The sequence below is a fragment of the Paenibacillus andongensis genome (assembly GCF_025369935.1).
Classification (GTDB): Bacteria; Bacillota; Bacilli; order Paenibacillales; family NBRC-103111; genus Paenibacillus_E; species Paenibacillus_E andongensis.
Map to the genome: position 1 here is coordinate 824,835 of NZ_CP104467.1, position 24,241 is coordinate 849,075.

At 37.7% G+C, this 24,241-nt stretch carries 15 protein-coding genes and 1 pseudogene; all 16 read left to right on the forward strand.

Translation table 11 applies throughout. The features are described 5' to 3' along the window. The first annotated feature begins 98 nt into the window (after positions 1–98). The 16 genes and pseudogenes from NYR53_RS03710 to NYR53_RS03780 all read left to right on the forward strand — a co-directional run bounded on the left by NYR53_RS03710 (position 99) and on the right by NYR53_RS03780 (position 24,235). Positions 99–1,874 (forward strand): type I restriction-modification system subunit M, encoded by a 1,776-nt coding sequence (locus NYR53_RS03710; RefSeq protein ID WP_261303984.1) that lies wholly within the window; start codon positions 99–101, stop codon positions 1,872–1,874. Beyond that, positions 1,871–3,154, forward strand: coding sequence for a restriction endonuclease subunit S (locus NYR53_RS03715; protein ID WP_261303985.1), 1,284 nt, complete (start codon positions 1,871–1,873; stop codon positions 3,152–3,154). Before NYR53_RS03710 ends, NYR53_RS03715 begins: the two co-directional genes overlap by 4 nt. A 4-nt stretch (positions 3,155–3,158) precedes the next feature. Further along, entirely contained in the window at positions 3,159–6,212 is a 3,054-nt protein-coding gene (locus NYR53_RS03720) for a type I restriction endonuclease subunit R (RefSeq protein WP_261303986.1), read from the forward strand. Between the two features lie 192 nt (positions 6,213–6,404). Continuing rightward, entirely contained in the window at positions 6,405–7,100 is a 696-nt protein-coding gene (locus NYR53_RS03725) for a C39 family peptidase (RefSeq protein WP_261303987.1), read from the forward strand. A gap of 53 nt (positions 7,101–7,153) precedes the next feature. Beyond that, positions 7,154–9,004 carry a hypothetical protein gene (locus NYR53_RS03730; protein ID WP_261303988.1) on the forward strand — a complete coding sequence of 617 codons (1,851 nt, stop codon included), beginning with the start codon at positions 7,154–7,156 and terminating at the stop codon, positions 9,002–9,004. A gap of 14 nt (positions 9,005–9,018) precedes the next feature. Beyond that, a complete protein-coding gene (locus NYR53_RS03735) occupies positions 9,019–9,798 on the forward strand; it encodes an OmpA family protein (protein ID WP_261303989.1) in 780 nt (259 codons plus the stop codon). Next, entirely contained in the window at positions 9,788–11,017 is a 1,230-nt protein-coding gene (locus NYR53_RS03740; protein ID WP_261303990.1) for a hypothetical protein, read from the forward strand. The genes NYR53_RS03735 and NYR53_RS03740 overlap by 11 nt, the downstream gene beginning before the upstream one ends. A gap of 15 nt (positions 11,018–11,032) precedes the next feature. Continuing rightward, positions 11,033–13,783: a DEAD/DEAH box helicase gene (locus NYR53_RS03745; RefSeq protein ID WP_261303991.1), complete on the forward strand. Its 2,751-nt coding sequence runs from the start codon at positions 11,033–11,035 to the stop codon at positions 13,781–13,783. A 98-nt stretch (positions 13,784–13,881) separates the two neighbouring features. Further along, the gene (locus tag NYR53_RS03750) at positions 13,882–16,071 is read left to right on the forward strand and encodes a Z1 domain-containing protein (protein WP_261303992.1); all 2,190 of its coding nucleotides are present in this window, start codon (positions 13,882–13,884) and stop codon (positions 16,069–16,071) included. A 76-nt stretch (positions 16,072–16,147) separates the two neighbouring features. Continuing rightward, positions 16,148–16,777 carry a GIY-YIG domain-containing protein gene (locus tag NYR53_RS03755; protein WP_261303993.1) on the forward strand — a complete coding sequence of 210 codons (630 nt, stop codon included), beginning with the start codon at positions 16,148–16,150 and terminating at the stop codon, positions 16,775–16,777. Further along, positions 16,774–17,229 (forward strand): annotated as a pseudogene (locus tag NYR53_RS03760) (DUF6884 domain-containing protein); the annotation flags it as partial. The gene NYR53_RS03755 and the pseudogene NYR53_RS03760, both read left to right, overlap by 4 nt. Positions 17,230–17,307: 78 nt before the next feature. After that, positions 17,308–17,550: a DUF7662 domain-containing protein gene (locus tag NYR53_RS34595; protein WP_437180160.1), complete on the forward strand. Its 243-nt coding sequence runs from the start codon at positions 17,308–17,310 to the stop codon at positions 17,548–17,550. Positions 17,551–17,613: 63 nt separating this feature from the next. Next, a complete protein-coding gene (locus NYR53_RS03765; RefSeq protein ID WP_261303994.1) occupies positions 17,614–20,655 on the forward strand; it encodes an McrB family protein in 3,042 nt (1,013 codons plus the stop codon). Next, positions 20,630–22,102 carry a DUF2357 domain-containing protein gene (locus NYR53_RS03770; RefSeq protein ID WP_261303995.1) on the forward strand — a complete coding sequence of 491 codons (1,473 nt, stop codon included), beginning with the start codon at positions 20,630–20,632 and terminating at the stop codon, positions 22,100–22,102. The genes NYR53_RS03765 and NYR53_RS03770 overlap by 26 nt, the downstream gene beginning before the upstream one ends. 54 nt (positions 22,103–22,156) lie before the next feature. Then, a complete protein-coding gene (locus tag NYR53_RS03775) occupies positions 22,157–23,182 on the forward strand; it encodes a hypothetical protein (protein WP_261303996.1) in 1,026 nt (341 codons plus the stop codon). 126 nt (positions 23,183–23,308) lie between these two features. After that, complete coding sequence (locus NYR53_RS03780; RefSeq protein ID WP_261303997.1) at positions 23,309–24,235, forward strand: hypothetical protein; 927 nt, start codon at positions 23,309–23,311, stop codon at positions 24,233–24,235. Positions 24,236–24,241: the final 6 nt, after the last annotated feature.

The following is a 24,241-nucleotide window of genomic DNA, read 5'->3' on the forward strand; positions in this document are numbered from 1 at the left end:
GAGTCTAGGATCTGAGGAATATCTTTAAAATGGTTGAAAAGTTGAGTGTTACGAAATAAAACTATCAAATAAGATAATCGAAAGAAGGATAACCAAAAATGTCCGATATCTACTCAAGCCAACAAACAGCAGTGAACATTTCAGAAAAGTCAACCATGATTTGGAATAATGCAAACCATTTGGTAGGGCTATATAAACCCCACGAATATGGCAAGGTTGTTTTACCTATGACGGTTATCAAGCGGTTTCACGATACTCTTTTACCAACAAGAGAAAAAGTGCTTGAAACCTATGAGAAGGTTAAAAACTTTGAAGTTAAAGATGGTTTTTTAGAGTCTGCTTCTGGGTTAAGCTTTTATAATACAAGTCCCTTTACTTTTGAGTCTCTCTTGGCGGACTCTTCTCATATTGAAGATAATTTTCGTGCATACATCAATGGTTTTTCTGATAATGTTCAAGATGTGCTTGCTCACTTTGAATTTGATAAGGAAATCACAAAGCTTGCGAATAATAATATTCTTTTCTATATAATTCAAGAGTTTAATAAAAAATCAAGCTACCTTGGTGCAGACCTTATCACCGCAGTTGACATGGGTTACATATTTGAAGATTTGATAAAAACCTTTTCAGAGTCCTACAACGAGGAAGCAGGAGCGCATTTTACAAGCCGTGATATTATCTATCTAATGACAGACCTTTTAATCTGTGATGAAAAAGATGCTCTTGTACAAAATGGCGTTGTTAAGACTGTGTATGATCAAACAATGGGTACTTCCCAGATGCTTGGTTGTATGGAAGAACGCCTTCGTGCTTTAGATGCTGATGCAGAAATTCGTAGTTTTGGGCAGGAGTTTAACCCTGAAACATACGCTATTGCAAAGGCTGATATGATTATCAAAGGTGGTAGTGCTGACAATATGAAATTTGGAGACACTCTCTCTGATGATAAGTTTTCTGGATACACCTTTGACTACTGTATTTCAAACCCACCTTTTGGTATTGACTGGAAACGTGAAGAAGCCGCTGTTAAAGCAGAAAACAAGCTTGGAGACAAAGGCAGATTTGGTGCAGGACTACCCAAAATATCAGATGGTCAAATGCTATTTATGCTAAATGGTGTAAGCAAGCTAAAGGACACAGGCAAGATGGCGATTATCCAAAACGGCTCACCACTATTTTCTGGTGCTGCTGGCTCTGGTGAAAGCGAAATTAGAAGATATTTAATTGAGAATGACTGGCTTGATGCTATTATTCAGCTATCTACCGATGCTTTTTACAATACGGGCATTGCAACCTATGTTTGGATGATTACAAAAAACAAGCCTTCACACAGAGAAGGTAAAGTGCAACTTATTGATGCTTCTAACATGTACGAGCAAAGAAGAAAAGCAATTGGTAATAAGAGAAATGATATAACAGATGTTTGCAGAGATATTATCGTACAGGCGTACGGTGAAAATCAAAATAAGATATACACAATTGGCGATAAAACCTGTGAATCTAAAATAATTGAAAATATTAACTTTGGGTTTAACAAGATAACTATTGAAAGCCCATTACTTGACGAAAACGGCAAGCCAGTTATGAAGGCTAAAAAGAAAGTTCCAGATACTTCGAAACGAGATACAGAAAATGTGCCACTAACGGAGGATATAGATGTTTACTTTGAAAGAGAAGTAAAGCCTTTTAATCCTGATGCATGGATTGACAAAAGTAAAACAACCGTTGGGTATGAAATTCCATTTACAAGATATTTTTATAAGTATGTTTCCACAGAAAAAAGCGAGGATATAGCAAATAGAATAAGCAAACTTGAACAAAGCATTTCTTCTTCCCTTGAAAGGCTGTTTTCAAAGGGCGGTGACATAAAATGAGTCGAGAGATGAAAGACAGTGGTGTTGAATGGATTGGAGAGATACCAAGCCATTGGGGAATTAATATGCTAACTCAATTGTTCAACGAAGTAAAATGCAAGAATGATAATATGCAAGAAACAAATTTGTTGTCTTTGAGCTACGGAAAGATAAAACAAAGAAACATTAATGCAACTGGCGGTTTGCTTCCAGAAAACTTTTCGGGCTATAACATTATAGAAGCAAATGATATTGTGCTTAGATTAACTGATTTGCAAAATGACCGTACTAGTTTGAGAGTAGGTTTATCAACCCAAAGAGGTATTATTACTTCTGCCTATATTACATTACGAAACGTAAGCGATGCTAATCCTAAATATTTGTATTATTATCTTCATAGTTTTGATATTCGCAAAGGTTTTTATGGTATGGGCTCTGGTGTAAGGCAAGGATTAACTTTTGATGGAATTAAGTATATGAAGATTGTTTTACCACCAATAAAAGAACAACAAGCCATAGCCCATTACCTAGACCAAAAATGCACTGAAATTGATAGTATTATTCAAAACACAAGGACATCAATTGAAGAGTACAAGATGTATAAGCAATCGGTTATCACAGAAGTGGTTACCAAAGGCTTAAATCCTAATGAACTAATGAAAGACAGCGGTGAAGCATGGATTGGCGAGATACCAGAACATTGGGAAGTATGTAGATTGAAATTAGTTGCCAATATAGTTAGAGGCGGTTCTCCTAGACCAGCAGGAGATTTAAGATATTATGACGGTAATATACCTTTTATGAAAATTAGTGACATTACAAAAGATGATGAAATTTATGTTAATTCTTGTGTTGCAAGCATAAAAGAAGCTGGGTTATCTAACACACGGATGGTAAACAGCGGAACATTATTATTAACTAATAGTGGGGCAACATTGGGTGTTCCTAAAATAACTACTTTTGATACTACTTTTAATGATGGAATTGCAGCATTTTTAGATGTTAAGGAAACTATAAACTTGCTATTTATGTATTACTCGTTGAAAGCAAAAACAAAATGGTTTTTGCAAGTTGCTTCTATGGGACAAGGGCAACCAAATTTGAATACAGATATTATTGGAAATACAACTTTTGTTTATCCTACGTCGTTAAATGAACAACAAACAATCTGTGATTATCTCGATGCCAAATGCACTGAAATTGACAATTTAATAACTCAAAAACATCAGATAATTTCAGAACTCGAAACGTATAAAAAATCCCTAATATGCGAATGTGTAACTGGCAAAAAGGAGGTGTAAATAGATGCAGGACAATGAAAAACGCTTTGAACAGGATATAGAGAGTTTTTTGCTTTCCCCTATGGGAGGTTACATCAAAGGCGATCTTAAAACATATAACCGTGACAAAGCTATTGATATGGATAAGCTCGTTACCTTTCTTTCCTCTTCGCAATCAAAAGAGTGGGAACGCCAAGTTAAGCGTGATGGAGCAGACGCAGAGGCTCGGCTTTATCGCTGTTTACAAACCAATATTGATAGTGAAGGTTTAATCTCAGTATTAAGGCACGGCATCATTGACCGCGGCATCAAGTTTAAACTTGCCTTTTTTAGACCAGAAACAAGCCTGAATACTGACGTAGTAAAACAATATAACGAAAATATTCTAACTTGTACACGCCAGTTTAAATATTCCACACAAAATGAAAATTCTATTGATATGGTACTATCCCTTAATGGAATCCCAGTTGTTGCAATAGAGTTGAAAAATCAACTTAAAGGACAATCGGTCGACAATGCCAAAAGGCAGTTTATGTATGACCGTGATCCAAAAGAGTTCATTTTTGGTTTTAATAACAGGCTACTTGTATACTTTGCTGTTGACCTTTATGAAATTGCAATGACAACTGAGCTAAAGGGCAAGGATACTTACTTTTTACCGTTTAATCAAGGCTCTAGTGGTGCAGGTGAAGTTGGTGGTGCAGGCAACCCAGCAGGCAATGGTAAAGGCTATGTTACCTCTTATTTATGGGAAAAGGTTTTACAAAAAGACACCTTGCTTGACATATTACAAAGATATATACATTTAGATATTTCGGAATCAACCGAAAAAGTAAATGGCAAACGAAAGACAAAGACAAGCAAGAAAATAATTTTCCCTCGTTATCATCAGCTTGATGTTGTAACAAAACTTATATCAGATGTAAAAGTAAATAGTAGCGGAAAGAATTATTTGATTCAGCATTCAGCAGGTTCTGGTAAGAGTAATTCTATCGCATGGCTTGCTTATCGCTTATCAACCCTACATGATAAGGACAATAACAGCGTATTTACTTCTGTAATCGTTGTAACAGACCGCCGTGTGCTTGATAATCAGCTTCAAAACACAATATCAGGCTTTGACCATATAGAAGGTATTGTTGAAACTATTGACGATAAGAAAACCTCAAAAGACTTACGTGATGCTATAAACGATGGCAAGAAAATTATTATCACAACACTTCAAAAGTTCCCAGTAATCTATGAAGAAATAGACGATAACAAAGGTAGAAGATTTGCTATCATTGTTGACGAAGCTCATTCTTCTCAAACTGGTAATAGTGCTAAGAAATTAAAAGCAGCTTTGGCAGATGTGGAAGAAGCCTTAAAAGAATATGCCGAGATTGAAAACGCAGCAGAGTCCGAAGTTGAAGATATGGAAGATAACCTTGTAAAAGAGTTAATCACCCACGGACGACACAAGAATTTATCGTTCTTTGCTTTTACAGCAACCCCAAAAGAGAAAACCCTTGAAATGTTTGGTCAAAAGCAAGATGATGGCACTTTCCGTGCTTTTCATATTTACAGTATGCGACAAGCGATTGAAGAAGAATTTATACTTGATGTGCTTAAAAACTATATGACTTACAAGACCTGCTATAAAATTGCAAAGAATACAGAAGAAAACCCAGAAGTACCAACCACAAAGGCGGTAAAGGCAGTTCGCCGTTATCAGGAGTTGCACCCACATAATTTGCAACAAAAAACAGCGGTAATGGTAGAGCAGTTTAGAGAAATAACAAAAAATAAAATTGGTGGTAATGCTAAGGCTATGGTGGTTACAGCATCTCGTCTTCATGCTGTGCGTTATTATCACGAGTTTAAGCGTTATGTCGAAAAAAATAAGTATGATGACATTGATATTCTAATCGCTTTTTCAGGCGTCATAAATGACCTTAACGATTACGGCGACGCAGAGGCCTATACAGAAGAAGGTATGAATAAGCGAGAAGACGGCTCAACCATTAAAGAGAAGCAATTGCCAGAAGAATTTCATCACGATTTTAATTGTCTAATTGTTGCAGAAAAGTATCAGACAGGGTTTGATGAACCTTTGCTGCATACAATGTTTATTGATAAAAAACTTGATGGCGTAAAAGCTGTTCAAACACTATCAAGGCTAAATCGCACTTGCCGTGGTAAAGAGGATACATTTATTTTGGACTTTGTAAACTCCACAGAGGATATGAAAAAATCGTTCTCTCGTTTTTATGAAGCTACCATACTAAATGAAGAAATAAATATCAACCTAATTTATCAGGCACAGAGTTTATTACGTAAATTTAAGCTATACAACGATGCTGACATAGAAAATTTCATTAAGATTTATTACAAGGATGGACAGCAGACAGATAAAGACCTTGGCAAAATGACAGCTTTATTGAAGCCTGTGGTTGAAAGATACAATAATCTTGATGCAGAAGGTCGTTATGAATACCGCATGACCATTAGAAACTTTAACAAGTGGTATTCTTATATTGCACAAATTATAAGAATGTTTGACAAGAGCCTTCAAAAGGAATTTGCCTTTACTTCATATCTTGCTAACTTGCTACCAAAAGAAAATGACAAGAAAGTTGATTTAGAAGACAAGCTGCGCTTAGAGTTTTATAAGCTTGAGGAAACTTTCAAAGGTGATATTGTTCTTGAAACCAATTCGACCTATCAAACACTCATAAATCCAAAAAAATTCGTTCCAGAATCTATAATTGTAAGTGATGATGAGCTTTTGGACAATATTATTAAAAAGATTAATGAACGTTTTAATGGTGTGTTTACAGAGGGTGATAAGGTTATCGTAGAAACAATTTATAATAGGGTTGTAAAAGACAACAATAAGCTTAAAACCTATGCCAAAAATAATGATGCAGAAGTGTTTGAACGAAGCATCTTCCCTGAAATCTTTAAAAAGATTGCACAGGAATGCTATATGGATTCTATGACCTCATTCTCCAAGCTTTTTGAAGATAAGAAGTTTTATAATTCTGTAATGGAAGAAATCGCAAGGGAATCTTATAAGGATTTGAGAAGTGCAAAGTAGGAAACAAATGAGTGGTTTGAACTTCCAAGATACATTAATAGAGTGATGAGCTACCACACACGTTTACGTAGTTTCATAAGGAGAGTTATGTCTAGGCTATATTTGTTAAGTCTTATAATTCTATTAATTTTCTGTGCTGCGTGCGCTAATGAAGAACATGCGTTATCCACTATCAGAGATAGGCAACTTAGTATGACATCTGTTGGTCCAGAAACAAAGGTATCAACATCTGACAAACCAAATACATTTAAAATCCATAATGATATTAGTGAGAGTCATTTCGACAAGGAACATCATATAGATGTCCCCGTTATGTCCCAGTATCCTGAGTACGTAAATGGCTGCGAGATTACGAGCTTGGCCATGCTATCTACTTATCTGAAACTCCCATATGACAGGCAGGATCTTATCAATATGTTAGCTAAGGATGTGACTCCACGTCAGGGTGGTCAAGACGGTTCAATTGATGTATGGGGAGATCCAAACCAAGGCTTTGTTGGCGATATTACTGGAAGTGATATGGGCTATGGGGTATATCATAAGCCTATAAGAGATTTACTTGCACATATTTATAATGACCACGCACTTGATATGACTGGGAATGAATTTAGTGAGGTTGAGAAACAAGTTGCACTCGACCATCCCGTTATCATTTGGACAACATCAAACTTCACTCCTTCAAATGAATGGGTTGAATGGAAGGCCAAAGATGGCAGCACAATTCATGCTACTTTTGAAGAACACGCTGTTCTGCTAGTAGGTTATGACGAAGAAAATGTGTACGTGAATAACCCGCTCAACGGGAAAAAAGCAGAGAAAATAGCAAAGCAGCCATTCATTGAAAGCTGGAAGCAGCTAGGGAAACAGGCTGTTACCTATGTCCCCTGACGACAAATTCGGGGGATGTTTCACTTTATAATCACTTTATGGAGGGCTTCGTTATGACATCATTAATTTCTTATTTTCTTATTGGATTAATGGTCGTAATTTTTGCACTGGGGATCTACTTTATTGTTACTCCTTATCATCATGCAAAGAAAATGGCAGAAAATATCCGCAAAAAACTAATAGGACTACAAAAAGAAGAATCATCTATCGAACGTTTTCATCAGTTTGATACTTGGTTGAAGTCAGAAAAGGGTAATAAATACATAGATCATACAGTGTTACCTGCATGGAATTCATTTCGTGCAAAGTTCATGCAATATCAGCAAAATGGAGTTGCAATTACTCCGGATGTATTAGATTTCTTTCAAGAAGAAAGATTTATTCACCGCTTTGGACAGCGTAAGCTGGTGGAAACATTACCAGGTGTATTTCTTGCACTAGGAATCATCGGAACTTTCTTAGGGATTGCAATGGGGGTTTCTGGGTTAGATCCGAGTGGAGACTCAACGGTGCTAAAGGGAGGCATTGGCATTCTCCTAGCGGGTATGAAAGCAAAATTCGCGTCATCCATTGTAGGTATTTTAGTCTCTCTTATATGGCAAGGATTAGATAAATTATACTTTTACCACTGGCTAACGAATAGCTTCTATACGATTCGAGACACACTCGACGAAACGTTCCCTACTCAAGAAGAATCTACGGTCCTATTCCGTATGTTGAACAATCAAGAAAAGCATATGATGGACTTTCAAGTATTTATGTCTGAACAACTAATACCACAGATGATGTCAGGCTTCACCAACGCGTTGGATCAATCCTTAACACCTCATTTGGAACAAACGCAAGTGATGATGAAAGAGATGTTACAAACGGCAAGCGCTAATCAGATGCAAGGTATGGGCGACATGGTAGATGCCTTTGTTACACAATTGAACCAAATTACCGGCGACCATATGAAAGATTTAGGAGAAGCTTTGCGGACTACGATTGAGTGGCAGCAGCGTGTTCATGAGGAAATGGGTGCTTTGGTTCAATCGATGCAAGATTCGGCGAAGGAACAATCCTTAATGGTTGAGAAAACAACGGTGCTTACCGATCATATTCATCAATATACGTCACAAATCACAGAGCATCAAGATGTTCTTGAAAGAACAGTTGCTCAATTAAATCAAACGGCTGAGAGAAACACGGAACTTCATGAAGCGACTTCTGGTTTACTTGGTAGAATGATTGAAGAGCGGAATGTATTCCACAATCATTTCGATGAAAGCATCAGTATGCTTCAACAAAATGTTACCTCCATCGTTCAACAAACACAGTTACAGGTTGAGTTACAATATAAACTTGAACAAAACCTTAAAGGAATGACGGATACGACACAAAGCCAAGAATTGCTAGCCGCAACAATGGCAGATTATGCTACTCATACGCAGAGGTCTAGTGAAACATTAGCAAACCTAGTAGAGTCGGTGGAAAATAATGCGAAGACGTTCACTGAGCTTCAAGAAACGATGGGAGGCGTACTGAAGCAAACCGAAAGCGAACGTAAACGTATGGATCAAGTGTTACAAGATGTGATTAACAGGTTATCCGGTCAACTGGATGAAATGGATACTAGAGTAGAAACCATGAAAGAACATTGGGATTCTACAAGTGATGTCATGACGAAGATGAATAATCAATTGACGAAGTCGATGGGACAATTTACGGATGATATGCATCGAGGGCTTAAACATACCTTTGAGATGTTTGATGAGGAACTTGGAACTACAGTAAATCTTCTTCACCGCGTGGTACAAGCTATTCAGGATAGTTTAGTTGAACTTCCAGATGAAATGCAGACTTTAAAACAAACTGTACAAGAACTAAACAAACAATCCAAACGTATGATCAATCCAGCATAAGGTGAGGGAGAAACATGTCTCGAGGTTATCGCAATGTGAAACGTTTCCTCCCACATGGCCAGGAGGAAGAAAAAGAAAGCTTTTGGGTATCGTACACGGACCTTATGTCTGCACTACTTATTATATTTGCGCTAGTTCTTATGGTTATGATGTTTGATACACAGACAGCGTATGAAGAGGCTAAATCTGCTATTGACGATAAAGCTGAAGTCATGAAACAGAAAGAAGATGCTATTAAGGAAAAAGACAAGCTCATCGAGGAGGTACTCGGTGTAAAGTCAAAAATTATTCTGGAATTAGTGAAGGCTTTCAAAGATTCAGAACTCAATCTTCAGGTGGATCAGCAAACGGGAACAATTCGATTTTCCGGCGGAGTATTTTTCGGAACGGATAGTAGCGCTGTATCTGATACAGGAAAAGCATATTTAGAGAAGTTCATTCCACAGTATATTGGAATTCTTATGTCTGATCAATTTAGAGGACAAGTCGCTCAAATTATTGTAGAGGGACATACTGACACGGATGGTACGTACCTTTATAATTTGAAACTCTCCCAGGATAGGGCGCTTTCTGTTGTGCAACAAATCTTTGCACCGAGCTTTCCTAATTTCAAATACAAGGATGAATTAAAACAAGTGATTACGGCAAATGGTCGTTCATTTGCAGTTCCCATTTATAAACAGGATGGCACCGTAGATGCTGATAAATCGCGACGTGTTGAATTTAAATTTCGCTTAAAAGATGAACAGCTTCTTGATAAACTTCAGGGGTTGATGCAAGCTGATGGAAAATAAACCTTATTATCACTATACGTTTGCTCCTCAGAAACTAAAGGAACAACGTACTCAAGTTGAAAAAACGTTCCGTGATGTGGATCAGGCAATAGCTAAACAAGTTAGTCATAGTAAGTTGCCTCGTTTGTTAGAACAAATCCGAAAAGTTCCATTTGATTCATTGGATAGTTTTGCTCGCGAGTTAAAGAGGATGGAGGTACTTGTTCTCCTATACGATTATCCATTTCCTAATGAAAGTCATGAAACTAGACGTAAAATTAATCTTATTCTATCTTATCGGTACTCGGCTCAAGTAGGTAAAACTGCTTGGGGGCTATTTCAAAAAGATCCTCATGAGGTGTTTCTGCAGGATCTCCTTAGATTAATTTACAATGTAGATCAATTTGAATTTGTTGTTACGAATGAAAAGATTCGGGAAACGATTCGAATAGCGTTGTTAGATCGTGCTGGAATCGTCACAGGTTTGATCGGTTCGATGATATCTTCAACTATTTCAACAAAAGAGCAAATAAACCATTTAAAGATACAACAGGATGTCCTTCTAGAAAAAGAACTCTTAAAAGGCATATTTCTAAAGGGTCTCGCGAAGCCGTCATTTGTTCAACGAGATGGAGTTAATTATATTACTGAGAAGTTAGAACGATTTGAAATGGATGAATATAAAGAACTTCTTACCGTATATGTAGAGTTTAGGTCATTCAAGGAATTTGAATATGCAGTGATGAATCAAGCAATCAAAAGATTAGGTAATCCATTGGAGAAAGCTATGCAATGGGATTTCTTAACTCCTACTGCGATGGAACAAATACAGAAGTGGCTCCTTCAAAACAAACTGAAGCAATTTTTTGAGCAGGATGAGAATAATACACGATTTGACTACTGGAAAAATTATTTGAATCAGGATCACATTTTGGACGTAGACGTAATTAAAGAACCCAAAGCAGCATTTATTTATTTTAATCGATTTGTTGTCGTTGAATTTGGAATCATGGGTGCTGCCTATTTCTATCATAAACAAGGTTTTGAAGAGATTATTAAACCGCTTTCTAATTCATATAAGTTCCGAAACAGTGGACGTGCGAAAAGAGAGGATATGTTAAAACGTAGATATACGGAAGAGAATGGAATTCCATTATTTATTGATAAACATGATCACCGCGGCAATTGGCAACCTAAGTTCACCCAATACATGCGAAACTACCTAGACGGTCGATTTTAGTTAGGAGGCTAAGGGATGTCTTTATTTAAGCGTTTTTTTGGCAATGAGAAGAACGACGAATATAGACCGATTCAGATTAAGAAGAAATTTATCGAAAGCGGTCTTAGCCTTGCTCTGGTCCGTGAGGGAGTCGAGGAACTTGTGCGCTTCCCACTTAACTTAACGATTACTCAATTAAAAAAGGAAACTCAGCTGGAAAATTTAGAAATACTTGAAACCTTATGGTATGACGAATTACTACATGATGAATCGGATGGATATCATTTGCAGTACACAGATATACTTAAACTTCCTAGTGAAGTAAGGGAATTCATGGGCATACTTGATCCAGAAAAACCAGAGCTTTTGCTAGGCCACGAAGGGGCAGTTGGTACTTCTCGTTTTCAGTTTGTGTTACATAAGAGTTATGGGCAGTGGCGTAATGTTGAACAGACATCTAAAATAGTTGGACCATGGGTGGCTCTTCCTGATGGTTCCATGCACCTACTGGATCCTGACACATATGAAATAGATCAGATGATTCGCAATAGTCCAGATCCTCGGGATGCTGAACAAATATTCTCCTATGTTGCAGAAGTTCGTAACAGGGCAAATCGGTTAGGTATTCCACTAGATACATATCTTGAGCGTCAGGAATATCTCTTCGTCGATAACCTTGAGCTTCAGGTCGAGTACGATAATAAGAAAATTCATATACAACCAGCCTATGTATCAAATGAGATAGATCCAACTTTACTAGAGAGTTTGAATGACAAGGGAGCTAGATTCGCGGTTGGAGCAGGTCGTGAAAAAGTATTTGTGGATCCCAGAGTCTGGGAACATGCTAACAAAATTAAAGAGGTTCCACCCATTCAAGGAGATGACATTCCAAGATTTGCAGAGAATCCAGAAGCCTTTATACCGGACATTGAAGGGTTAGATTTATCTTTATTTGGTGAACGAGTTAAATCTTTGGGAATTCGCGTATATCGAGCACAGCCATTCGTACATGCGAAACCATCAGAACGAGGCTGGTTTCAAATTGAAACAGGTTTTTCAGCAGTAGATGAGACTGGAGAAATTTGGCAATCCTTCAAACCTGATGAGTTTCAGGCACTGATTCGCCAAGCTAGAGATAGCGGGAATGAATATTTTGAGTGGAATGGAAACTGGTTACGCATTCCACCTGAAGTGGATGACTTTATCCGATCGACGGGAGAAGTCCATAAACAGTTTGGTGAAAAACCGATGGTTGATATCACCTCACTTCCTTATATTTTGGAAATATACGAAAATATAGGCCAACTTGAATTCAATGCACCCATTTTGCAGGCGCATCAAGAATTACGAGATCAAGGTGTCTTGGATCGTACACCTCCGGGTTCCTTCCAGGCTACATTAAAAGCGTTCCAGCAAGACGGGTATGTTTGGATGAAAATGCTTCACTTCCGGAAGTGGGGCGGACTTTTAGCGGATGACATGGGTCTTGGTAAGACTATTCAGGTTATTTCACTTCTGTCTTATCTGCAGCAAACGAATCGATTAACTCCTACTTTAATCGTTGTGCCTAAGACCTTAATCGATAACTGGGAGAAGGAGATGACGAAATTCGCTCCTTTTTTACTGCCGAGTTTGTATTTACATCGGGGTACAGACAGGATTAAGTCACCTGAAGCCTTAAGACAGATAGGAATAACCATAACAACCTATCATACGTTAGTTCGTGATCAGCTTGTATTTGGACAGGTCGAATGGCAGGCAATTATTTGCGATGAGGCCCAGGCGATAAAGAATCCATCTACCGCTGCAAGCCATGTGCTTAAAGCGATGAAATCGAAATTCAGATTAGCGATGACAGGGACCCCTGTAGAGAATGGCCTAAGCGAACTATGGTCGATCATGGACTACGTTCAACCAGGCTTACTTGGAAGTTTAAGTGAGTTTAAACGGGAGTTTATTACACCACTTGAAGCCGGTGAAGGTGACTCGGTTGTGGAGCAACGGTTGCTAGCCAAGTTATCCTACGTATACAAAAGAAGGACGAAATCGGAGGAGTTGGCAGGGCAGCTGCCACCCAAGCATCATCATGTTATACAAGTTCCTCTTGGGGATGTTCAGAAACGCTTATATGCCGAAATCATTGAACTGGTAAAATCAAAAATGATGGATGGACTGCAGGCGATTCAACGGTTAAAACTGTTAAGTTCACACCCTGGACTCATCGCGCCTGAATGGATTAATCTTCCTCCGGAAATGGTGCCTAAACTATTGCACACGCTTCAAATTATAGATGACGTTAAATCTAAAGGTGAAAAAGTACTTATTTTTACAGAGTATCTTAAGATGCAGGATATTTTAAAATCAGCGATTCGAGATCGATTTGGTATTATTCCTTTTGTTATTAATGGTATGACTGATCGTAGACAATTGGTTGTCGATGAGTTTAACCGAAAGCCAGGATTTGATGTTTTAATTTTGTCTCCAAAAGCTGCAGGTACGGGTTTGACGATTACGTCAGCAAATCATGTCATCCATTATACACGTTGGTGGAATCCTGCCGTAGAGAATCAAGCAACAGATCGTGCATACCGGATCGGTCAAGATAAACCTGTTCATGTATATTGTCCTATTGTCACAGACAATGAAGGCGTGTTGAAGCAGGGGACTGTTGAAGAGATTGTTCACCGAATCTTATCTGAGAAACAAGAGCTGGCCTCTTCAATAATAGTTTCTAGTCGGAAACTTGATCTGGAAAATGAAATTTTACAACAGTTTAGTAAGCAATGAGAAAGTACGTTCCCTGACAGTCTAATGTCGGGGCTTTCTTGTATAGTAGTAAACAACAAGGGTTATTAAGAAAAATTATTCTTTGGAGGGAATTCAGAATGGTTACATTGACTGAGAATAAAGAAACAGGTACTTTCTATCCTAGATTATTGGAACTTAATAACTATGATGAAATAATGCAAAAATGTATAACAAGAACAGTTGAAAAGTTGCAGTCCCAAGACACATCTAAACGCCCAGGGATGTTACTTGGAAAAATTCAATCAGGTAAGACGCGGACGTTTATTGGGGTAATGGCATATGCTTATGATCAAGGATTCGATGTTGTTATTATTTTAACTAAAAATTCTAATGCATTAGCCCAACAGACAACGGAGAGGTTGGCCCGGGAATTCAATGTGCTTATAGATAATGAACTTATGCGTGTTTATGACATTATGAAATTACCGGATCATCTGAAAAAGTATGCTTTAAGGCAAAAATTAGCATTCGTCGTCAAAAAAGAAACGAAAAATATGGATAAACTTCGAAATGCTTTCTTTGAGCGGTATCCAGTTTTAGCGGAGAAGAAAATTCTATTTATTGATGATGAGGCTGACTTAGCCAGTATCTCGTTTGAAAAAGATAAAGAGAGCGAGATCATGGAGTTGAGGACAATTGCAAGTAAAATAGATAAAATGAGAGCCGACTTGAGTGATTCTTCATTTTTACAAGTTACGGCTACCCCATACTCTCTTTATTTACAGCCTGAAGATATGATTGTCCATGAGTTTAAAAAGTATGAGCCTGTTCGCCCTGCTTTTACTGAGTTGGTGCCAATTCATGATAAGTACGTCGGTGGTGAAATGTATTTTGAAAACTCACAAATTGATGGTCATATGGCTAAATTTTTATTCGAAGAGGTTACAGAGAATGAGCTAGATGTTCTCAAAAAAATAGATAAGCGGCGGACACGAGGGAACTCACTAATCACACATAAAAATATCCGTTCTATGCGAAATGCGCTTGTGAATTTTCTAGTTGGCGGTGGAATTCGTCGGTGGCAGCAGCAACAATTGAAACAGAAACAGAGAAAGTACTCCTTGATTGTACATACGGAGAGGGGAAAGGGAGCACATGCGTGGCAGGAATTGATAATGTCCGACTTGGAAGAGGAGTTAAGAATTGCAGCTCATGAGAATCAACCTATTTTTCAAGAATTAATGGAAGAGGCCTATTCTAATGTATTACGTTCCTTAACTACTATAGATATTATTATTCCATCATTTGAGGAAGTCGTCGAACTTGTAAAAGAAGCATTAATTGAAGAGGAAGTAACGATATCAATCGTTAACTCTGAAAAAGATGTTGATCGTTTGTTAGATGAGACCGGCCAACTAAGATTAGATTCACCATTTAATATATTCATAGGTGGGCAAATTCTGGATCGTGGGGTTACGATCGATAACTTAATTGGATTCTTTTATGGGCGGAATCCTAAACAATTTCAACAAGATACGGTGCTTCAACATTCACGGATGTATGGTGCACGACCATTAGAGGACGTTGCCGTTACCCGCTTTTACACTACGCAGCATATTTGGAATATCATGAATAAAATCCATGAATTTGATACTGCCCTTCGTGAAGCATTTGAGCGTGGTGGACATGAGCAAGGTATTATTTTTATTCAAAAAGATTTGGCCAATAAAATAGTTCCGTGCAGCCCTAATAAAATCATGCTATCGCAACTTACTGTCTTGAAGCCCCATAAACGGATTTTACCAGTGGGATTCAATACAAAATCTAGAACGGCAATTGAGAAAACGGTCAATCAGATTAGTCAGTTATTAGTTGATGCGGAGAAAAAAAGTGCCCTTAGAGACGAATCCAATTTTACAATATCTGTCGAGCTGGCAAAAGAGATTTTAACTCTCGCTCATTCAACAGTAGAAATGGAAGATGGTTATGCATGGGAGATCAGCGAGTACTACTCCATATTGGATTACTTGACCAAGGAAGTAGATCAAAATCCTGAAAGTCTTATTTGGGTTGTTAGACGGGAAAATCGCAACATAAAAAGGAAAGATGATAATAATAAATATGAAAATTCGCCTGATACACCTAAGGGTGAGCGAGGGGAACTTACAGTTGCGAGACGATTATCAACTGACATTCCGGCATTAATTATGTTATGTCAAAATGGATTAGTAGAAAATGGATGGCGCGGCGCGAAGTTCTGGTGGCCTGTTTTGATCGTGCCAAAGAATATAACGACAACAATTTATTCTAAGAAAACTACTAATTAGTAGAATGTAAAAAGAGCCTTCTTTACTAATGTATTGAAGGCTCTTTTTGAAACTTAAAGTAGAGGATGCATGATCTATGAGCCAATTGTGTTTAAAGTTGCACGAAATAGCAAATGCAAAACCAAGGCATCGCTTTCCTTTCAATAATAAAGAGATCCCTAAGAACGGCATCTATATTTTGTTTGAAAATGGTGAGACTGGGCATGGTGGGGACCGTATTGTTCGAGTAGGTACTCATACAGGAGATCACCAATTGCGCTCACGCCTAAAGCAACATTTTATCCAACAGAAGAAAGATAGAAGCATCTTTCGGAAGAATATTGGCCGCAGTCTGCTTAATAGCGAAAAGGATCCATATCTTAAAATCTGGGAACTAGATCTTACTACCTCGCAAGCCAAAGCACAAAATGGGCATCTAATTCAGGCCGAATATCAAAGGGACATTGAGTTGAAAGTTAGCCAATACATACAAAATAATTTTTCATTCTGTGTGATAGATATGCCTTCAAAAGAGGATCGTCTCTATATTGAGGCACGAATGATCTCAACTGTATCGTGTTGTACGGAATGTCATTCATCTTCCAAATGGTTTGGGTTATCTTCACCTGTGGAGAAAATAAAACAAAGCGGGTTATGGCAGGTTAACGAACTATATAAAGAGCCACTATCTCAATTAGATATGGAACGGTTGGTGAGTCATCTATGAACAACCAAAGGAGATTGTGCATCATTCCTTGTGGATCTGCAAAGATTTGGGATAAAGATGCGAATCGAGGTCCTACACAAGCTCAATCTGTGTACACAGGAGTGTTTGCTGTTGCCTGTCAAAACTATGCAAAAGCATTCTTTGTTGATTGGGTGATTCTATCTGCTAAGCATGGATTTCTATATCCGGAAGATGTTGTTCCGGAATCGTACAATGTTTCTTTCATTAAGCCATCAGAGGAAACGATAAGCTTAGAGTCTCTGAAAGTGCAAGCTATACATAAAGGCTTTTACAACTATCAGGAGATTGTTGTACTTGGGGGAAAGCATTATGTAAATAGAATAAATGCGATCTTACATCAGAATCAAAGTCTTACTTTACCTTTAAGTGACTGCACTGGTATTGGCTATATGCTTCAAAAATTGACTCAAGCTATTCAGGGGAAGGAAGAGTCTGCGGTAGCAAGTGAGCAATTAGTTAAAGATGGAGATAAGCCGCCAAAAATTAAAGAGAAGCAACCTATATCAAAGATTACTGGAAAGTATACGTCACTTTTTACTTACTTAAATACTCAGCAAGGCTCAATCATAGAGTTGATGGTAGATCAGCTGGAGGAGTTACTTGGTTTTGCGTTGCCTACATCAGCTCACCAATATAGGGCTTGGTGGGCGAATGATGTAACGCACTCGCAAGCTAAGGCTTGGCTTTATGCTGGTTGGGAAGTAGATAGAGTAAATTTACCTGTTATTACTTTTAAACGGAGTGTAGATTAAAGATTCATATGATTACTTATTAAAATACTAGGAATCTAACAATATAGTCAGGAGGGGTTAAAGATGACACTGCAATTAAATGAGTCAGATGCTAGGATATTAACTTGGTTGGATTCTCAGGGTTATAAAATAATTCAAACGGAAGATAGCAAAAGTAAGTGGGTTTTCGGGCAAAATCTATTAGGTGAACATCTTTTTATTAATGTTATAACACGCCAAAGTGAACAGCCTGAAATCAATATTATAGATAACGATGAAAAACTAGAAACTATCAAAAATCTAAAAGAAAAGTATAATTGTGAAGCATATTTTGCTGTTTTAGTACCTAAAAATGGTCAGACTAACTGTTATATATTCAGTTTACAAGAACTGTTGGAATTCCCTTGGAATATTGGCAGGGAAAGAGTTAAGGCATTAAGTTTCAACTCCAAATATGAAAATAAAATTAATCAATATGAACGATCCGGAAACCAAATTATTCAAGGTATAGAAGATAAAGAACTAGAGAGAAGTATTGCTAATAAAGAATACATAATTGGCGAACCAACAAAGTTTTATCTGTTGACAGTTAAGAAAAATGACGATCAGTATGAAGTTCGCTTTATAGAAGATAAGTTACTTCATGAGAAAAGGGTAGTGAGTAACAGGCTCCGTGGAGCAAAGATAGATGGAATAACTATGCTCCTCAATCGATATCCCTCCGCAGATTTCAATCACTTCATGATGGTACACTATAAGGCTGATCGTAATGGCGGTAAGCCGTGGGTGAAGGACACAAGTGAAGAAGTGAAAGAAATATATCAAGAAATAAAATTACAAACGAATCTAACTTCAACTCATTCTTTAAGAGGAGTACCATTAATGATAAATCTCGATGAGTATCAAACAATCTTCAACCACGACATCACACACGAACGTTGTAAGCAAGTTCTTGATCAAATTGAAGCTCCTTTAAAGCCAATCGTGCAACAATTTTTGGATAGCTTTAACGATCCTAGTCTATACCTCCATACATATGGTGTCACCTTAACAACTACTTATCACGATGCATTGAATCCTAAATATGCTGAACAAAGAAAAGAAAGCAATATCGGTCGAAAGTATTTTATTCAGATCATGAAGAAAATCGGGGATTCTGAGGTAAATGCACTTACGCTTGAGTTTAATGGGATGGAGAGGAAAGTCTTACTTTCTGTTGAAACGAATTTTTATCCGATTTGGGAAGTAGTCCGACTGAATAGGATTAATGGTATTGTCAATGAGCTGAATCCCGCTGTAGATGTACTTGTTTCGAGCCAATCCAAGGAATCAACAATTCGAGAACTTCTTAAACGACAAGAGCTAGAGGATTTTATTAAGTCTTGTATTAAGCCTAGGAAAAGACCATGGCTGTATTTTGCTAAATGTATTCCGCTAGAAGGCGAATGGTCTGTAGAAAAACTGCTTGATGAATTGAAAGAAGCATGGCAGTACTTAGAACCTATTCGTAATTATTTGCAGGAAGAGAAGAAAGTCAGTATCCAAGCAGCACATATTCTAACACTTGTGCAGGTTGAAGATGCAAACCAGGAAATGACTTTGTTCCACAGATCGTATCAACTGCAGTACGGTTCCGTGGAGCAAGTAAAATCGGGTGTCTGCAGGCAGCAATTTTCTTTGAAAGATCAAGAGCAGCTGATCGTAAAGGGTTACGTAGTTTATTATCAATTTCAGGAAAAACAATCGCCGCACCAAGTCTTGGCAGTTAAATTAGATGGACATAGCCACATATATACAAACGTTCGCAACCTGCTCGGTAGAGGAACGAAGGATTGGTGGATTCGTAAGCTGTTTGCCACGCAGTCTTTGAATAATGCTGAGGTGCTGGAAACGGGAATGTCTTTATTAAGGCAACACGGTTTAGAAGTTAAAGAGAGCGAATATCTCGCAGGTACTTATGACAATGTCTCTGAAGCCTTTACAGAGGCAGCGGATGTTGTCAAAAAAAGGCTGATTACTGCAGCACTACTATTTGCTCATGCTAGTGAGAAGCTACAGCTTCCAACGGTAGATGATATGGGGCCTATTATTGATGAGGCTGATGAACAAGAAGGAGACCCAGAGGAAGAAGAATACATTGCGAGTTTCCAACTTACGTCCATTCTGGAGCTAATCGCAAATAGCAGCTTTACTTTTGCAAAAGAAATCATTCGGGATCTTCATTTAAATTTGACGGCACTAGACGATAAGCATTTTGTAATTTTGAGCGGCATATCTGGTACTGGGAAAACTCAACTGGCACGGCTATATGCTAACGCGGTATACGGTATGGAATATGAGGCGGACAACCCTTACATGTCTGTTATTCCAGTACGGCCTGATTGGACGGATTCTAGTTCTTTATTCGGTTATTACAGCTCATTCGAAAATCGGTATGTCATTCCTGAGTTTTTGAGAATGGTGTTGAAAGCTCATCAAGAACGTGAGAAACCGCATTTTGTGGTCTTCGATGAAATGAATTTGGCGAGAGTGGAATATTATCTTAGTGATTACTTGAGCGGCGTGGAATCGAGGAAGGAAATTCCTTTACATAACCGAGCTGATCTTATTGATATTCCAAAGACTGTTACAATTCCACCGAACTTGTATGTGATTGGGACGGTAAATGTAGACGAGACGACTCATTCAATTTCTGATAAAGTCTTGGATCGGGCATTTGTTATGACGTTAAGTGAAGTGGATTTCGATACGTTATGGAATAGATCCGCTGAGGATGTAAGGGTTAAGCTTCAGATAGAGTTTGACTTTTTGAAACAAGTACATAGTATTCTAAAGCCCTATTATCTTCATTTTGGTTATCGTTCTATGAATGAGATGCTCCAAAAATTATCACATAATAAAAACTTGGAAGCGAATATTCAAATGAATGAAACGGAGGCTCTTGAAAAGGTCATTATTGAAAAAGTGCTCCCTAAAGTTCGCGGTGATGACTCCATTTCAGAAATGTTAACTAAACTTCATCAGGTTTTTGAAGCAAAGTTCGGATCGGATTCTGCTGCCTTAAGTATCGTAGAGCGGATGGAAAAGGAGATTGCGCGATATGGAGCCGCTCAGTTTTGGAGATAGCTTTTTAGTCCGTTCAAGAGGCAGTGAATGGCTCCCGATTGAAAAAGCTTATTTAACCGAGGCAACAGAATATGAATGGCAATGGGAACAAATAGACATTTCTATTTTGCTGATGCAGGGTATTCCTCTAACCTATCGGAAAGTAGATGGTGGAGTTACAGGTCATTTTATGACTCCATTTCAAAGTGGGCAGTTGACTTTTACAGTAGAACAACAGGCATACGAGACCTACGTATACCCAGATGATCGAAAAATGACTGCAGAGCAATATGACATTATGCTTCTTGAAATTTTGGATGAAGCAGCGGTATGCTTTGATCATGCAGGGCTCACGATTCCAATTAGCACTCAGGACAGAGCAAGGGATGTCTCATGGGCGCAATGGAGTTATATCGATCATGGGATTAAGGATCTTGCTTCCTATATTCGGCGTTTTCTGGAACATCCGTTAAAGCGGCTGTCTGAGAAGGATACTTTACTGAAGCGGGAACAAATGAAAGTCGTTACGAACAGAACATCGCAATGGCTAGAAAGACATTATGCTAAAGATCCTTCGAGTGTAATTCCAGCTAACGTATTAACACATGTTCGAATAGACACTTACGATATGTATGAAAATAGGGTCATAAAAAGATATCTTTTAGATCTTCAAAGCCTTTTAGTTACATATATACACTGCAGTTTAAGCGATGTTTCAAAGAAGGCTGCAAAGTACGGGGATCTGGTGAGATATTGGTTGAGACAGGGCATTTTCCAAGAGATTACTTCGTATCAGGGACCTATACAGGTCTCAACAATTTTTCGTAAGCATCCTGTTTATCGTTTATGTTACAGGTGGTTTGATCGTTTATATCAACATGGTAACGAGCGAATTGGATTCGAGTATCCCTTTCCACTTAAGGATACGTTTGCTTTGTATGAAATATGGTGTTACATGCAGGTATTAAGATTGTTGAGGGAAAAGGGTCTGATTAAGAATTCTGCAAATCTCTATAAGTCTACGCTGGATCGTTTCTTTTTATCGCTTGCTAAACATAAAGAAAGTCATGTATCGCTTGCTAACGGCCATCATCTATTTTATCAAAGAGTTTTTCAGTACAATTCTGATCATTTTTATTCGTTCACACAACGAATGGAACCGGATATTACTTTGGAGAGTCATGAAGGAATTCTCGTTTTTGATCCTAAGTATCGAGTTCCAACAAATTTGAGCACAGCATTAGGAGAAATGCATAAATATCGAGATGGGATTCTTGTTAAGCATAAAGAGACCCCTGCCGTAGAGAATGTATTTATTCTTACTCCCTCAAAGGGGGAGGAAGAACCAAGATACTTTCAGGAGTGGTATCATGAGCAGTATCGTATGGGGGCTATAGAAATGGTTCCTGGAGGACCTAGTAATCCAGCTTTGGAAAGAGCCATTGATAGGTTTATGAAAAACATATAGTACTGTTCAAAAAGAGGTTATTCTTATACTAAGCTTTGACAAGGAGAGGTCTTAATGTCATTGATTCATTATTTTCCAAGGTATTCTCAGAAAGAGAACATGGTGACGAACAATACAATGTTGCTCTTTAAAAGATTATCCAACAACAGTAGTGAGAAATTTAATAGGTATCTAAATTCAATTCTTGAGAATTCCGGGATTAATCTGGACATGACTATTAAATTTGGTCAACAAGAAAAAGGTAATGGAAGTGTTCCTGATGCTTATATCCAACAAGAAACTTTTAAAATACTAATTGAAACTAAACTTTATGGACAACAAAATGTTAGCCAGATTAAGAAACATTTCAGCGAATTTAAAGATGAAAAAAATCAAATATTTTTATGGATAAATAAAGAGTCTATTAAAGAGGACTACAGACGTCAAATAGTCAATGAACTGAACAAAATTAATGCATTAAGGATTAATAGTATATCTTTTGCGTCAGTAACATTTAAAGAAATTTGTGAAAACTTCAATGAAACTTTAAACGATTATGACTTTGAGATGAAAGATATGATCCAAGATTATGAAGCGTTCTGTAGTGAATCTGGGTTGATTGATAACATTGAGACAAAATTTCGTTTCGTTCCAACGGGGGTAACTTTTCAACAAAATATAAAGTACAACGTATATTATGATCCAAGTTCTAATAGATACCAAAACCACAATTACATTGGGCTTTATACTAATAAAGCAGTCAGAGGAATTGGTAAAATAATTTGTATTGTTGATATAGAGTATGACAATAAAAAAGATGAAATTAGAGTTGTTTCAACTCAACTCGGTGTTTTATCTGATGAACAGAAAGGCGTCTTAAGACAAGTAATTAAAGAAGCATATGGTGAGTTCGGCTATGATCTTGCTAGTAATCATAGGTTTTTCTTCGTAGACAAGTTCTATGAAACTGAATTCATTAAGATTTCAAAAAATGGGATGATGGGGAAACGATATTTTGATGTTTCTACCATAGCCGGATTTAATGTAAAAATGAATACAGCAGAAATCGCTAATCTTTTGAAAGGTAAGGAGTGGAAATGAGTAACCTTTAGGTAACAACTGAGCGTGATAAAATGAGTAAGGTGTCACCTTGCTCTAAATTAGCAGAGGAGCTCAATGAATATCTAGAAGCCGCCGAGAATTTTTGATAGAGGTGAGTATAGAAAAATGTATATACTTATTGCAATTGTAGTTGTTATCTTAGGTATTTACCTGATCAAACAAATGAATCAAAGCGCCTCTCAAGATCATGTATCTAATAATCTCGATGCACTAGAAGCAGCTCAATCCTCGGTAGTTGATCCAGATGAACCTAGCTCTAAGGATACTCCTAACAAGGCAATTCAGGAGCCGCCGCATAAACAACATCAAACAAAAAAGAATACTAACAAACAAAAAAATAATTCGAAACCGCCAAAACCAATTCTACAACCTGTGAAAAATCCACCTCCAAAAAAAATAGAGCAAAGTTTCAGAAAAATGGCAGCCATTTGGAGAAAACCTGAAGACTCCGAAACTTGCTATCGCTGTTCCGGCACTTTGACAACGGAAACAATTGAGCTTGCTTCTTTTAAATATGGAAAGATTCAGGGCTATGTACGAACATCCGCATGGGCTTGCTCTGTATGTAAATATGTCTGTGCAAATGAGAGTAATTTAATCCAAATAAAAAAACAGGCATCAGGGTGTCAGTTCCAAATTAATGATTGGGGAATTACACCCAAAATCATGGTCCCTGTAACCGAACCTAAAAAACACGATTTTCAGTGGCCTAGTACATATGCTGTGGAAACATTAAAACCAGGCAATAAAGATGGAAACCGATTTGGTCTAGAGAGCCCCCTTCACAAATTAGGATATAAAATAACAGATAGCAATCGATCGAAAAGATGGATAATCTTAGAAAATGAGGCGCTACCAAAACTCGGACTAGAAAAAGTAGCTAATGTAATTGCAACCAATGTAAAAGCAAGAAAGCGCCAAAAAGGCGGTGCAAATAAGTATTCGCACGCCATTTTTGAATGGGAGTACGATTTAAAGAAATTAAAAGATACTTACTATCGAAGAGATTTCCAATGGCCGACAACAGATTAGAGCGGT

Bases quoted from the DNA above. Each gene is read 5' to 3' on its own strand.
- NYR53_RS03765 (WP_261303994.1), top strand. From the start codon at position 17,614: ATGACACTGCAATTAAATGAGTCAGATGCTAGGATATTAACTTGGTTG.
- NYR53_RS03755 (WP_261303993.1), top strand. From the start codon at position 16,148: ATGAGCCAATTGTGTTTAAAGTTGCACGAAATAGCAAATGCAAAACCA.
- NYR53_RS03715 (WP_261303985.1), top strand. From the start codon at position 1,871: ATGAGTCGAGAGATGAAAGACAGTGGTGTTGAATGGATTGGAGAGATA.
- NYR53_RS03770 (WP_261303995.1), top strand. From the start codon at position 20,630: ATGGAGCCGCTCAGTTTTGGAGATAGCTTTTTAGTCCGTTCAAGAGGC.
- NYR53_RS03745 (WP_261303991.1), top strand. From the start codon at position 11,033: ATGTCTTTATTTAAGCGTTTTTTTGGCAATGAGAAGAACGACGAATAT.
- NYR53_RS03775 (WP_261303996.1), top strand. From the start codon at position 22,157: ATGTCATTGATTCATTATTTTCCAAGGTATTCTCAGAAAGAGAACATG.
- NYR53_RS03710 (WP_261303984.1), top strand. From the start codon at position 99: ATGTCCGATATCTACTCAAGCCAACAAACAGCAGTGAACATTTCAGAA.
- NYR53_RS03740 (WP_261303990.1), top strand. From the start codon at position 9,788: ATGGAAAATAAACCTTATTATCACTATACGTTTGCTCCTCAGAAACTA.
- NYR53_RS03725 (WP_261303987.1), top strand. From the start codon at position 6,405: ATGACATCTGTTGGTCCAGAAACAAAGGTATCAACATCTGACAAACCA.
- NYR53_RS03720 (WP_261303986.1), top strand. From the start codon at position 3,159: ATGCAGGACAATGAAAAACGCTTTGAACAGGATATAGAGAGTTTTTTG.
- NYR53_RS03750 (WP_261303992.1), top strand. From the start codon at position 13,882: ATGGTTACATTGACTGAGAATAAAGAAACAGGTACTTTCTATCCTAGA.
- NYR53_RS03780 (WP_261303997.1), top strand. From the start codon at position 23,309: ATGTATATACTTATTGCAATTGTAGTTGTTATCTTAGGTATTTACCTG.
- NYR53_RS03735 (WP_261303989.1), top strand. From the start codon at position 9,019: ATGTCTCGAGGTTATCGCAATGTGAAACGTTTCCTCCCACATGGCCAG.
- NYR53_RS03730 (WP_261303988.1), top strand. From the start codon at position 7,154: ATGACATCATTAATTTCTTATTTTCTTATTGGATTAATGGTCGTAATT.